This is a genomic window from Yersinia pekkanenii, assembly GCF_001152565.1.
Taxonomy (GTDB): Bacteria; Pseudomonadota; Gammaproteobacteria; order Enterobacterales; family Enterobacteriaceae; genus Yersinia; species Yersinia pekkanenii.
In genome coordinates, this window is record NZ_CQAZ01000012.1 from 56,470 (window position 1) to 69,840 (window position 13,371).

The window sequence follows — 13,371 nt, forward strand, 5'->3', positions numbered from 1 at the left end:
GGACGCTTTACTCTTCGGCCTATCCTTCCCACTTAATCATTGTCGTAGCTGCGACCAAATCCCAGCTACAGCGTCCAGAACAGCACGGCAAGTATCTGCGGCGACATTATTCGCAAGAACATGGCCAGCGGATAAACCGTCGCATAAGACAGTGCTGCCGCACCGCTGGTTGGGTGTAAGCCGTTGGCAAATGCCAGCGCCGGAGGATCAGTCATTGAACCGGCTAACATGCCACACAGTGTCAGGTAGTTCATCTTAGCCAGCATGCGCGCCAGAATCCCCACTGTCAGCAACGGAATACCGGTAATCATCGCGCCATAACCAATCCACGCCAGCCCATCACCATTAACCAACGTATTGATAAAATCACCACCGGACTTCAGCCCGACCACTGATAAGAACAATACAATCCCCAACTCACGCAAGGCCAGGTTAGCGCTCGGCGGCATAAACCAATATAGCTTCCCGATACTACCGATGCGGCCAAGGATCAGCGCCACCACCAGCGGGCCACCCGCTAGCCCTAAACGTAACGCTGCTGGGAATCCCGGAATAAACACCGGAATAGATCCCAACAAAACGCCCAGCCCCACGCCGATAAATACCGGTAACATCTGCACTTGTTGCAATTTCTGCTGCGCGTTACCCACCACGGCGGACACAGCTTCGATAGCCTCTGGGCGGCCGACCAGATTAAGGATGTCACCAAATTGCAGGCTGGCGCTATTACTGGCGACCAGCTCAATACCGGCCCGGTTAAGGCGGGTAATAGCCACGTCATACTTCTGTTTCAGATTCAGATCGCGGATTTTTTTACCCAATACCGCTTCGTTAGTCACCACAACCCGAGCGGTTTGCAACGCCGTACCCGCAGTGGAGAGCGTGACATCCACCTCTTCCCCCACCACCAGCCGTACTTTCTCTAACGCTTCGCGCTGCCCGACCAAATGCAGATAATCGCCCAATTCAATCACCGTGGCAGGCAACGGGACCATCAGCAAATCACCCCGTTTCAACCGGGAACAGACCACATCATCGCTGTTTAGCAGCGGCACATCCTGTACTGATAAACCATTCAGATTGGGGTTACGTACCGCAACATTCATAGTTTGCAGTAACTCACGGTTCTGCCCATGGCTACTGTCAAAATCTTTAGCTTCGCGATCAACATTAATTTTAAAGAATAAACGAATCAGCCACATCACCAACAAAATGCCACAAATACCAAATGGATATGCCATGGCATAACCCATCCCCATTTGGCTGACTAATTGCGGTGGAGAACCTAAATCAGTGAGAATTTGCTGTGCGGCCCCAAGGGCAGGAGTGTTGGTCACCGCCCCCGAAAACACACCTAAAATGATCGGCAGTGGCACAGCGAACAACTTATGGATAATCGCCGTCACCAGCCCGCCGACAAGCACCATCAGAATGGCAAAGCAGTTAAGCCGCAGCCCCGATACCCGCAGTGAAGAGAAGAACCCCGGCCCGACTTGAATACCGATAGTATAAACAAACAGGATCAGACCAAATTCCTGAATGAAATGCAGCATATCTCCGTTCAGAATAACGTCGTAAGTTTGGGCAAAATGGCCAACAATAATCCCGCCAAATAACACCCCGCCAATACCTAACCCCACACCATAAATCTTCCAATTACCGATCCATAACCCCAATACGGCGACCAGCGCCAACATACTGACGGTAAGGGCGATAGCACTCATAAATCACTTCCTTGCCTAAGTTTAAAAATGGGTCGGCCACATCACATGAAGGGTTACGAAAATCATATCTGGCCTTAAATTCTTACAATTAGTAGGGATTCTGTCAGAAGAGGAGACGGTTAAATGTGGGATGTACCACAAAATGCACCGGAGAGCGGGGAATCTCTCCGGTGAAAAAACAAACATAAAAAAGCTTAACGCTAAAAAGACAAAACAAATGGAGAGGGTATTCGTTACCAGCACCTCAGGCAGAGGTACCGGTCATCATAATTACTGCTGTTCAGAAACTACGCTATTCTCTAAAACCTGCTGCTCCGCAGGTGCGGCACTGCCGATAGTAATACGCTGAGGTTGCAGCGCTTCCGGCACTTGACGCAGCAGATCAATATGCAGCAAGCCATTTTCAAACTGAGCATTATCCACATTCAGATGCTCAGCCAAAGTAAAGGTCAGTGAGAACTCTTTACGCACCAACCCTTGATGCAGGTATTCAACCTGTTTTTCAGCCGGCGCTGTCTTACCGCGAACGGTCAAGCGTGGGCCTTCTACTTCAATATCCAGTTCGCTCTGTTTAAAACCGGCCAATGCCAGTGAGATGCGATAGTGGTTATCGTCAGTTTTCTCAATGTTATATGGTGGGAACCCTTGGGGGTCCTGACTACCTTGCATTGAGCTGGCCAGTTTATCAAAACCAATCCACTGACGAAGTAAAGGTGACAAATCATAATTACGCATAAATATAACTCCTTCTAAGAAGCGAGATAATAGAAAGCCAGTCAGTCCCCGATTACGGCAGACTTGGCTCAGTTATTAATAATGTGACTTGATCACATTATTGAAAAAACTATTTATTAAACCGATTATTTAATTTCAATACGCCGTGGTTTCATGCTTTCAGGTACCAACCGTTCAAGATCGATATACAGCAAGCCATTCACTAAGTTGGCACCTTTAATTTTGATATGCTCAGCCAACTGGAATTTACGCTCAAAGTTACGTTCGGCGATACCTTGATATAAATAAGTCCGTTGTGCAGGCTCACCCGCCCGAGAACCACGAATAATCAACAGGTTATCCTGTGTAACAATCTCCAGTTCCTGTTCTGCGAAACCCGCCACCGCGATCGCAATGCGGTAGTTGTTTTCGTCAACCAACTCGACGTTATACGGAGGATAACCGCCATTACTTTGATTTTGACCGGATTCTAATAGATTGAACAACCGGTCGAAACCGATAGCTGAACGATACAATGGAGCAAGCTCGGAATTACGCATACAAACTGCCTCCTAAATAAATTAGCAAGGGTGTTATCACCATTTTAATTAAGCCTTCCACTATGGACAGACTAATGGTCTGAATACCCTGTCGGCGTATTCTCTCTGACCTGTTAATAAGATGGTATCGGTCTTTTTCTTTTCAAGAGCAAAAATAAAAAAATTTTCGATAAAAATTTCATTAGGATGATTATTGGTGAGAATGTTCGATGAATTGACAGTAATCACTTACACTTAAGTAAAGTCAGCTCACAAGATTGAATCTTTGGCCATAGGAAGTGTCTGTAAGCAGGTGTAACAATCATGTCAAAACCTGACACTGATAACGTGTTAATCAGTGTAATGTGCTGAACAATATAAAGTCGCCCGGTATAATGAGAGCTGAATACAACGATGAAAAATACAGTTATCCCTTTTGTTACCGGCTGTTCGCTGCTTTTATCCAGCGGATGTTCCAGTATCATGACGCACACCAGCAGCAGTCAGGGTTATTACTCCGGTACCGAAGCTAATGTAGCGATGCTGAAAGATGACAATACTGGTTGGGCGCTGCGCCCTTTGTTGGCGGTGGATCTGCCCTTCTCCGCAGTGATGGATACCCTACTCCTGCCTTACGATTATCTGCGTTCAGACAGTGAAGATAAAATAGCCAACTCGCCGCGTGAACGCATCCGCCAGTCAGAGGCTCAAAATCAGTCAATAGCCCATTCGGCTGACACTCCAGCGCCATAATCTAGCCCACATTGACGGTAAATATTTGCGCCCATCCGTCTATTTCCCGCATAAAGGCAACTTTATGGCCGTCTGGTGAAAATACCACTGCGTCGGCCAAGGGTGCTACGGCACTACGTGCCGTCAGCCGCCGGAGTTTGCCGCTCGAACTATCACACCACATCACACTATTATCACAAACAAACGCCAGGCTATGGCCCTGCGGGTGCCAGCTAAATGCGGATTGAACCCCCCACAGGCTGGACGTCAGTTGTTGTGGTTCGCCACCATTAGGGGAAACCAGCCACAACTGCACAATGCCGTTATCATCTTTCATCAGACAGGCAATAGCACTGCCATCGGGTGAGGCCCGCAGCCAATGGCGTGGAATAGTAGCCAGTCCGGGGAAACGTCGATCCATGGTATGGGTTATCCGCCGCTGACTGACACCTACAGGTGGTGCTGGCAATGTCGTTTGTGTCCCCTCTAGCGGCGCATCTCCAGCGCGGGCATAATCCCGGTCATGCTCAGGCAAATCGGCAATAAAAATCTCCGGGATTTTTTCGCCCTGCGCCGAAAGGGTGTCGCCAATAAATGCCAATGCCCAACGCTGGCGGGAGCCGTCCGCTTTCAGATAACCCTGTGAGCCAATCCAACCTTCTTCATAAGCGCGGTTTATTTGGTCACTGCCCGCCGGTGGCGTCGGTGTGGTGTGGCTGATCAATACGCAAAAGTGACTGCCATCGTATTCGCGAGGGTGCTGTTTGGGTGGATTTACGCCATGCAGGGGTAGCGCAATGCCGACATTGCGACAATCCAGCGCGGGGTTTAATTCATGCAACACATGGTCGTTATAGGTAAAACTGAGGCGGCTACCGTCAGGGCTGAAAACATGAACATGGCTGCCACCGCGCAATGCGCCGGGAGTATAAGGTAGGCTGATATCCATGGCATCCAGTGTGACCGCCAGCTCCCTGTCAGGCTCAGACACAATCACGCCACGCCGGTGATGAAAATCATAAAGCCAGTGACTATCGGGATGTTCTGGCCCGTGAATAAACACATAACGCGCAGGCATATCGGGGCTAACCGTCACCACCCCGACATGCGCACCATGCTGAGCGCGATAAATAACCTCAATATCCCGAGTGACACAATTCACCCGTTCAATCGTTAAGCCGCTAAAAGTACTGCCATTGGGCCGCACATCATAGACCAGCCACTGGCTATCCGGAGTCCAGACATTGATATTGGTGAGTTGATGACCTCTGGGATCAAAGGTGAGTTGCTGTTCCTGATCGCGCATACTAACTCCGGTAGCGATTTGACTAACAGTATGGACAGAATTATATCAGCGCCGAATGTTTTGCATGTCACCATCAGACTCAGGGCTTACCCTACCCGTTTCACATATTCGACGAGGAAGATATACAAAACTGCCAAACAGCTCCGTCCTGATGGTAACAAACAAGCTTAAATTAACTAATTCAGATTTCATGCAGAAATGGCAACTGCGGATAGCATGACCTCAGCTTAATATGTTATAGATACTACATCCTGTACTCATTGGCTGTAACTTACTAATTAGTCTTAAAAGACTCACTAAGGGGCATAGTTGTGTCTGCTTTCCATAACTGGTTATCTGAAAAATCATCTGGTGATTGGTACGTCTACATTAAGCGGCTTTCCGGTAATGATACGGGGGCAACAGGCGGACATCAGGCTGGGGTCTATATCCCGACTGAAGTGATTGAGAAACAGTTCTCCCCTATTCTCCGAACTGATGTGAGAAATCCTGACATTCTTTTGCCTGCCAGAATAAGTTCTCATGGAAATCTTGAGAGTGTAGTCCGGGCTATTTATTACAATAATCGTCATTTTGATGGTACACGTAATGAAAAGCGTATTACTCGTTGGGGTAAAGGTAGTCCGCTGTTAAATAAAGAAAATACCGGCGCACTAACTGTTTTCGCTTTCCATAGTCAGCCCGATAGCATCTGTGATTTTATTGATGTATGGCTATGCAATTCTCTGGTAGAGGAAGAATTGCTGGAATCGATGACAGGTGAGATCATTCCTGGCATCTCTATTTCAGGCCCATCTAATCAGGTTCTTGGCGGTTTTGCTGTAACAAACGATGGTTGGAAGTCTGGCAATTACCCTATTCCAGAAGAATGGTCTGTTTCATTTCCATCGGGTGTTGAGATTATTAGTTATCTTCCTAAAGTATTCCAGTTTAAAAGCCAGACTCCTGATGAACTATTGCTCGAAAAACGTGATGCAGAATATTCTCTATTTCGTCGCATAGAAGAATTACATGTTTTGGATCGGGTGAAGGCGGGGTTTTCGTCAGTAGATGATTTTATAAACTTAGCTAATTCAGTAAGTAATCGGCGTAAATCACGAGCAGGAAGATCTCTGGAATTACATCTGGAACATACGTTTGTCGAAAATAATCTTACTGATTTTGCTACTCAGTGTGTTACTGAAGGCAATAAAAAACCTGACTTTTTATTTCCCTCTCCTGAAGCTTATAATGATGCGCAATATCCTTCAGATAAATTGAGAATGCTTGCAGTAAAAACCACCTGTAAAGATCGTTGGCGCCAGGCTCTGAATGAAGCTAACCGGATTGACAAAATTCATCTTTTTACTCTTCAGGAGGGGGTATCTGTTAATCAGTTCCAGGAAATGAAAGATGCTGGCGTTCAATTAGTGGTTCCTAAGCCTCTTCACAAAAAATATCCGGAATCTATTCGTGATGAGTTAATTTCTCTTGATGATTTCATTCAAGAAATCAAGAAAATATATAATAATTAATTAAATAATATGGCCGAATTTGTGTTTTTTAGAACCTGAATTCGGTCAGCTAAATATCATTTGGCTAATTCCTTGGGTATCAATTTTAGCATTTACTTCACTGCTACAAATCCACTCTTCTACTCTCGTTGAAATATCGTTATCTGTTAGTTTATACTTACCCCGTAATGCACATTCCCAGACGACTAAAACTTTCCAGCCATCGGCTGAGAGACGTTTTATAACGTCATTATCTCTTTTTACATTACCTTGTATTTTTTGAAGCCAAAAGTCAGTGCGTGTAGCTGGAGTCTTAAATAAATGGCAGTTATGTTTATGCCAAAAACAACCATGGACAAAGATTATCGCCCGATAATCATCGATAACAAAATCGGGCTTACCTGGAAGTTCACTGATCTGAACTTTGTAAGAAAGCCCTAACAGGTCAAGTATTTTGGCTAATTTAACCTCTATGGCCGTGTCTTTTGTTCGGATAGCTCTCATGTTTTTACTGCGAGTTTCCGAAGAATGAACATCAGCCATAATGATTAAACTGCCTTATCTTTTCGTACTTTTACTGCTTCTGCTATAAATGGCGCGAGTAACTGAGCGACGGCTGCAAAAACAGGAACGACTACGGAGTTACCAAATTGCCGGTAAGCTTGTGTATCCGATACAGGAATACGGAACGATTCCTTACCCGGAGTTTCAAACCCCATCAGGCGAGCACACTCTTTTGGAGTAAGTCGACGAGGGCGATTTTCCTGATTATTTTTATCATCGAAATCCGTTTCTCCTAAAGCTTTATCCCAACCACGGTCAATTAAAATCTCAGAGCCATCTTTGTGATAACGGGCTGATAATGTTCTGGCCACGCTCTCACTGTTTGTTGGGTCAACTAATCCAAAGCCAAAGCCGTTACCTTTTGCCTGATGCTTTTTAGCGTAATTATATAAATATTTCCACAAGTGTGGAGTCAGTATGTATTTATCATCAACCACAGGTTCAAGTAATTCGCCAAATGTCAGACGTTTTTCAGGGAAATACTTATGGATATCTTTTAATGTAAAGCCTTTATCGATATTAAGGTCTTTACGAAAACCAACTAAAACAATCCTTTCTCTATGTTGGGGCAGGAAACTCTTTCCATCTACAATTTTAGGATCTTGTGATCCGACTGCATTTGCATCAGCGATGGAATAACCTAGTTCATCAAGCGTATTCATAATAACGCGAAAGGTTTTGCCTTTATCGTGGCTTTTTAGATTCTTAACATTTTCAAGCAAGAAAATAGCCGGTTTCTTTGAGGCAATAATTCGGGCGACATCAAAAAATAATGTCCCTTGGGCTTCACACTCAAAACCATGAGCGCGACCTAAAGAATTTTTCTTTGAAACTCCCGCTAATGAAAATGGCTGGCAAGGAAAACCAGCAAGCAAAACATCATGATCAGGAATCTGCTTGTCTATATTCTTATAAGCTTCTTCATCTGATATTTCCGTATTTTCACTTAATGTGATTTCACGTATATCTGAGTTAAATTGGTGCTGTGTTGGGTCGCAATACCAATTAGCTTTATATGTGCGTACTGCATAAGGGTTCCATTCGCTGGTAAAAACACATTGCCCACCAATAGCCTCAAAACCTTTTCGAATGCCACCAATGCCCGCAAAGAGATCGATAAAACGAAATTGATAATTAGGGTGGTTTTTCGGCGGAGAAGGCAACATTTGCTGTAGCATGTTAATTTCGGCCTCAGTTAGAGGCTTCTGTATGGATTTCCCGTTATACCAGCGATTAAGGGCTTCACGAGTCCATTCACATTTACTGACTTTTCTCAGAACTTCAGCAACAGCTTTTTGATCGTAGATTTCCAGAACACGTCGAACAAGCTCTTTATCTTGTTGTAATCGTTGATTTTCTTTATTTTTTGCTTGTTCAGCAATCTGATTTGCGATTAAATTCAACTCTTCCATCTTAGGATTCCTCACTCTGGGAATTTTCAATGTAAGAGTATCACTCATTTTACCCAGAAGAAAGGATGGCTGTATAAAAAAACAGTATTTATACTATGAATATATCTTACTAACTCCTCCCAAAAAGCTATCATTTTAGAATTAAAAGTCTACTCTAGACTTTTAATTCTAACTAAAAGTCCCCCATGCTTAGCCGATACCAGCCCATTGCCGATGCGATAGCCACGCTTTTTTCTCCTCATGCGGAAGTCGCCATCCACGACTTAGCCAGCCAGACACTGGTTTACATCGCTAATAACTATTCACAGCGGGAATTAGGGGAAAACGCCAATCTCAGTGATCTGCAATTCGATCAGCACTCACAGGTGATCGGCCCGTACCAGAAGCGTAACTGGGATGGCCGCCAACTACGCTCTATCAGTAGCGTACTGCGGGATGACGGCGGGCAACCTATCGGGTTGCTGTGTATAAATCTGGATATTACGGTTTTTGAAAGCGCCAAGGCGGCGCTGGATATGTTTCTGTCAGGTCAGCAATTACAACCACAGCCTGATGTGCTGTTTCAAGATGATTGGCAGGAACGCATTAATACCTATATCCATCACTGGTTGCAACAGCAGCAACTAACGCTGACAAGTCTAAACAATGTCAGTCGCCGAATACTCATTGAGGCACTTTATCAGCAGGGGGCATTTAACGGTAAGAATGCGGCTGGCTATGTCGCAAAAATCCTTAGCATTGGCCGAGCCACCGTCTACAACCATCTGAAAAATATAAAAACCCGCTAAAAAATTTTAAGGAACCAATATGAATACATTATTTGATGCTATCGAAGAAGCCCACCGGGTATTACGGCCGCAAGTGAGAGTAACACCGCTGGGATATAGCCCGTTGCTGTCCCAACATAGCGGCTGCGAAATCTATCTCAAATGTGAGCATCTGCAACACACCGGTTCTTTTAAATTTCGCGGAGCCAGTAACAAGTTGCGTTTATTAACTGATGATCAGCGCCAGCAGGGGGTTATCACGGCCTCCACCGGTAACCACGGGCAGGCGATGGCACTGGCCGGGAAGCTGGCTGGGGTAACATCCACTATTTATGCACCGAAACAGGCGGCAGCTATCAAGCTGGAATCTATTCGTGCGCTGGGCGGCCATATTGAACTGGTCGCGGGTGATGCTCTAAATGCCGAACTGGCTGCCGGGATCGCCGCGCAACAGCAGGGGAAAGTCTATGTTTCCCCTTATAACGACCGACAGGTTATTGCCGGGCAAGGTACCTGTGGTATGGAGATAATGGAACAACAACCAGACCTCGATGCGGTGTTTGTCGCCGTTGGCGGCGGTGGCCTGATTTCAGGTATTGCGACGGTATTGAAGAAATTATCCAATAAAACACAGGTTATTGGTTGTTGGCCAGCCAATGCCACCAGTATGTATACCTGCCTGCAAAACGGACAAATCCAGGAAGTGGCAGAACAGGAAACGCTGTCTGACGGCACCGCCGGCGGTGTAGAGCCAGGAGCGATAACCTTCGCCCTTTGCCAGCAGTTAATCGATCACAAAGTGCTGGTGAGCGAGCAGGAAATCAAAGATGCCATGCGACTGATTGCGCGTACTGACCGCTGGATGATAGAAGGCGCTGCCGGTGTAGCACTCGCGGCCGCACTGAAACTGGCACCGCTTTGGCAAGGCAAGAAAGTCGCGGTGGTATTGTGCGGGAAGAATATTGTGCGGGAAAAATATCTGGGAGCCGTCAGCGAATGATCATTCTGAATAAACAGCAAATTCTCGATAAGTTCGATGCTGATACCATCACATTATTGCTCAAAGAGGGCTTTATTGCCTTTAGTCAGCAACAGGTACAAATGCCGCCGGTACAACACTTGCTGTTTGAGCAAGCCAATGGCGATTGCTGTATTAAAAGTGGTTATTTGCAGGGTGACAGCCAATTCGTCGTGAAGGTTTCGGGAGGGTTTTATGATAATCCAGCCCAAGGATTAGCCAGCAATCAAGGGCTGATGATGGCGTTTTCTGCCCAAACCGGCGAGCCGCAAGCCCTATTACTGGATGAGGGCTGGTTGACCGCACTGCGCACAGCATTAGCCGGGCGAATTGCTGCCGAACTATGCGCACCAAAACATATCAGTGCTATGGGTATCATCGGTACCGGCATGCAGGCGCGATTGCATCTGATATATCTAAAAAGTGTGATTTCATGCCGCCAGTTATGGGTTTGGGGTCGCAGCGAAACAGCATTGGAAGAATATCGCCAATATGCTGAGGATGAAGGTTTTGAGGTTAATACCACGCAAAATGCCACAGAGTTAGCCCGCCACTGCCAGTTAATTGTCACCACCACCCCGAGCAGAGAGCCTATTTTGCACGCAGCGGATATTCAACCGGGCACTCATATTACGGCAGTCGGTGCTGATGGCGCGGGTAAACATGAGCTATCCCCCGAATTAGTCACTAAAGCTGATAAAATCCTGGTGGATTCATGGGCGCAATGTACTGAATTTGGTGAGATTTCGCAGGCATCTCAGCAAGGGTTATTAGCGGCTCACACCTTAACGGAAATGGGTTCAGTTTTAGCGCAAGGTATCTCTTTTAGAGATAATGATCAACAAATTACCCTGGCAGATTTAACCGGGTTGGGGATTCAGGATGTACAGATCGTAAAAGGTATCCTGGCATAATCATATAATCATTATTATTGTACCTGGAGCTTCACTGATCTTCTGAGTTGGTTAAACGGTTATCAAAAACGCTATGGATTTATTTATATTGATCGTGATGAACAAAATTAAAAATCACTGACGCGTCATAAGAAGAAAAGTTTTTATTGCTATAAAGATGTTATTGCTCAAAACCTTAACTCGTTAAATCATTTAATCGCTGCTTCTCAGAACATTATTATTTTAGAGAATAATTATGAAAAAAAATATTACGGGTGTGCGTTGCTGGAATGTCAACCAGTATGCTCGTTAAAAGAATGCCAGATCATGCCATATAAATTGGTTTAGAAGTTGATATTGAAGCACTATCAATTTCAGATGCTAAAGATAAAGTTGATAGTATTGATATCGTTATGCTCGGGCCACAGGTACGTTATCAGAAGGCAGAGGTTGAAGATGTTGTTAATGGCAGAATTCCTGTCTTAGTTATCGATATGAAAGACTATGGTTCAATGAATGGTAAAGCTGTATTAGAAACAGCATTGGCTGCCATTCAGTAATCAATGGATTAAAAAATATATTAAATAACGGGTGAATTTGGCTATATGTTCAGTTCACAGCCTGAAAGAGAAACATTCATAGATGAACTGAATGCTCAGCTTAATTGGTTTGATATCAAAGATACCGTTATTGATATCACCACCCACAAGAATAGCTCAGGATTATTAGGCGCAGTGTATCATTTTAATCAAACTCACCAAGCCACATAATATTTATTAACACTAAAAACCAGGGGAGCTTATCTATTGCCGAACGTGATCATGGCAAATACCGTAGTTTATAGTCAAGACCATAATTTATATCACTACAATACCTTGTCAGGCACTGATTTCCACAGTATTCGCGCAGTCGTACGTCCTATATTTGGAGCGAATATAATCAGACCGGTGTTGAATTAGCTTATTTTTAGCAAGTCAATAAAGCACAAAATAACAGCCATCATGAATCAGGTTATAAGGTAACGCTGTTCCATACCTTTAAAGTAGGCACCAGCTTGCTGAAATCCTGCCCAGAAATGCGTTTCTACAGCACTTACTTAAAAGTGCTGGATAACGAAATTGAAAAATACCCATTAACTGTATTCGAACACCTAACAAAGGTGCCCATATTGGGGGTGCTCTGACGGGTGACAAGCTTGGTAAGCGAGGAATGTACCGAGTGGTTCGTAACGGCAGAAGCTGTCGGAACGACCATCAGTGCAGCCGCCCCCCGCCCACATCCCGGCTAGAAAATAATTGCAGCGATAGAGAAAATCAAAACACATATTTTTCAATTGCTTGCGCTACACCATCTTCACTATTGGTGCCGGTAATATACTGTGCGATCTCTTTCAGCTCGGGGATCGCATTTCCCATCGCAACACCCACGCCCGCGTAATTAACCATCGCAATATCATTACCCTGATCACCCAGAGCCATCACATTTCCCTGCGCAATACCTAAATGATCAGCCAGCATTTTTACACCCGTTCCCTTATCGACCCGTTTACTCAAGATCTCCAGATAAAACGGCGCACTCTTCATAATAGTGAAACGCTCAAAGGCTTCAGCCGGCATCATTGCCAATGCGTGATCCAGCTTTTCAGGTTCGTCAATCATCATCACTTTCGGGAAACGTAATGTTGAGTCCATTTCTTCTACCGCTCGGTATTTCAATGGAATACCGGTTGTTGACACTTCATGCAGGGTATATTTGCTGATGTCTTTATTGGCGGTATATAAGGTATCAAAATCAAAAGCCTGGAAACTGACCCCCATTTCACGCGCCAAAGCTTCAAAATAGAGATAATCCTCAAAACTGAGGGTTTCCTGCAAAATACACTCGCCCGTGGCCGCTTTTTGTACTAACGCACCATTATTACTGATGCAATAATCGCCGCTGTTTTCCATATTCAACTCACGTAAATAACGTTGGATCCCGATGTAGGGCCGCCCCGTGGCTAATACCACACAGACACCTTTGGCTCTGGCAGCATCAATGGCCTGCTTTACCCGTGGAGTGATTTCATGCTGCGGGTTCAACAAGGTACCGTCCATATCAATAGCGATCAGTTCAATAGCCATAAGGCCCTCACATTTATTTAGCCAATGCCTCATGCTAACTCGATTCAGCGCTCAAATGCTAGTGAGTCTTATCTGGATAAAAATCC

At 45.1% G+C, this 13,371-nt stretch carries 14 protein-coding genes and 1 pseudogene; 8 read left to right on the plus strand and 7 right to left on the minus strand.

Annotated features, from left to right (window positions below):
- Positions 1 to 65: 65 nt before the first annotated feature.
- From AEP37_RS07980 to ibpA, 3 genes are all read right to left on the minus strand, one after another.
- Entirely contained in the window at positions 66 to 1,724 is a 1,659-nt protein-coding gene (locus tag AEP37_RS07980; RefSeq protein ID WP_049612192.1) for a putative transporter, read from the minus strand.
- Between the two features lie 270 nt (positions 1,725 to 1,994).
- Complete coding sequence (ibpB, locus tag AEP37_RS07985) at positions 1,995 to 2,459, minus strand: small heat shock chaperone IbpB (protein ID WP_049612194.1); 465 nt, start codon at positions 2,457 to 2,459, stop codon at positions 1,995 to 1,997.
- Positions 2,460 to 2,584: 125 nt separating this feature from the next.
- A complete protein-coding gene (ibpA, locus tag AEP37_RS07990; protein ID WP_049612196.1) occupies positions 2,585 to 2,998 on the minus strand; it encodes a small heat shock chaperone IbpA in 414 nt (137 codons plus the stop codon).
- 393 nt (positions 2,999 to 3,391) lie between these two features.
- Here ibpA and AEP37_RS07995 point away from each other — a divergent pair, with 393 nt between their 5' ends.
- Complete coding sequence (locus AEP37_RS07995) at positions 3,392 to 3,730, plus strand: YceK/YidQ family lipoprotein (RefSeq protein ID WP_049612198.1); 339 nt, start codon at positions 3,392 to 3,394, stop codon at positions 3,728 to 3,730.
- Between the two features lies 1 nt (position 3,731).
- Here the strand turns inward: AEP37_RS07995 and AEP37_RS08000 are convergent, their stop codons facing one another.
- Positions 3,732 to 5,015 (minus strand): DUF3748 domain-containing protein, encoded by a 1,284-nt coding sequence (locus AEP37_RS08000; RefSeq protein WP_049612201.1) that lies wholly within the window; start codon positions 5,013 to 5,015, stop codon positions 3,732 to 3,734.
- Positions 5,016 to 5,326: 311 nt separating this feature from the next.
- Here AEP37_RS08000 and AEP37_RS08005 point away from each other — a divergent pair, with 311 nt between their 5' ends.
- Positions 5,327 to 6,529, plus strand: a complete 1,203-nt coding sequence (locus AEP37_RS08005; protein ID WP_049612203.1) for a type II restriction endonuclease — start codon at positions 5,327 to 5,329, stop codon at positions 6,527 to 6,529.
- A 45-nt stretch (positions 6,530 to 6,574) separates the two neighbouring features.
- Here the strand turns inward: AEP37_RS08005 and AEP37_RS08010 are convergent, their stop codons facing one another.
- Both AEP37_RS08010 and AEP37_RS08015 read right to left on the minus strand, forming a co-directional pair.
- A complete protein-coding gene (locus AEP37_RS08010) occupies positions 6,575 to 7,051 on the minus strand; it encodes a very short patch repair endonuclease (RefSeq protein WP_049612205.1) in 477 nt (158 codons plus the stop codon).
- A 5-nt stretch (positions 7,052 to 7,056) separates the two neighbouring features.
- Positions 7,057 to 8,484: a DNA cytosine methyltransferase gene (locus AEP37_RS08015; RefSeq protein ID WP_049612207.1), complete on the minus strand. Its 1,428-nt coding sequence runs from the start codon at positions 8,482 to 8,484 to the stop codon at positions 7,057 to 7,059.
- A gap of 185 nt (positions 8,485 to 8,669) precedes the next feature.
- Here AEP37_RS08015 and AEP37_RS08020 point away from each other — a divergent pair, with 185 nt between their 5' ends.
- The 6 genes and pseudogenes from AEP37_RS08020 to AEP37_RS27200 all read left to right on the plus strand — a co-directional run bounded on the left by AEP37_RS08020 (position 8,670) and on the right by AEP37_RS27200 (position 12,345).
- Complete coding sequence (locus AEP37_RS08020; protein WP_049612209.1) at positions 8,670 to 9,272, plus strand: helix-turn-helix transcriptional regulator; 603 nt, start codon at positions 8,670 to 8,672, stop codon at positions 9,270 to 9,272.
- Between the two features lie 19 nt (positions 9,273 to 9,291).
- Entirely contained in the window at positions 9,292 to 10,251 is a 960-nt protein-coding gene (locus AEP37_RS08025; protein ID WP_049612210.1) for a threonine/serine dehydratase, read from the plus strand.
- Complete coding sequence (locus tag AEP37_RS08030; RefSeq protein ID WP_049612212.1) at positions 10,248 to 11,183, plus strand: ornithine cyclodeaminase family protein; 936 nt, start codon at positions 10,248 to 10,250, stop codon at positions 11,181 to 11,183. The genes AEP37_RS08025 and AEP37_RS08030 overlap by 4 nt, the downstream gene beginning before the upstream one ends.
- Positions 11,184 to 11,198: 15 nt before the next feature.
- Positions 11,199 to 11,357, plus strand: a pseudogene (locus AEP37_RS27700) (family 1 glycosylhydrolase); the annotation flags it as partial.
- Positions 11,358 to 11,500: 143 nt separating this feature from the next.
- Positions 11,501 to 11,722, plus strand: a complete 222-nt coding sequence (locus AEP37_RS08035; protein ID WP_235801362.1) for a PTS sugar transporter subunit IIB — start codon at positions 11,501 to 11,503, stop codon at positions 11,720 to 11,722.
- Positions 11,723 to 12,186: 464 nt separating this feature from the next.
- On the plus strand, positions 12,187 to 12,345 hold the full coding sequence (locus tag AEP37_RS27200; RefSeq protein WP_235801363.1) for a hypothetical protein: 159 nt from the start codon (positions 12,187 to 12,189) through the stop codon (positions 12,343 to 12,345).
- Between the two features lie 130 nt (positions 12,346 to 12,475).
- On the opposite strand, the gene yidA is transcribed toward AEP37_RS27200, so the two are convergent.
- Positions 12,476 to 13,285, minus strand: a complete 810-nt coding sequence (gene yidA, locus AEP37_RS08040) for a sugar-phosphatase (RefSeq protein WP_049612214.1) — start codon at positions 13,283 to 13,285, stop codon at positions 12,476 to 12,478.
- Between the last annotated feature and the right edge of the window lie 86 nt (positions 13,286 to 13,371).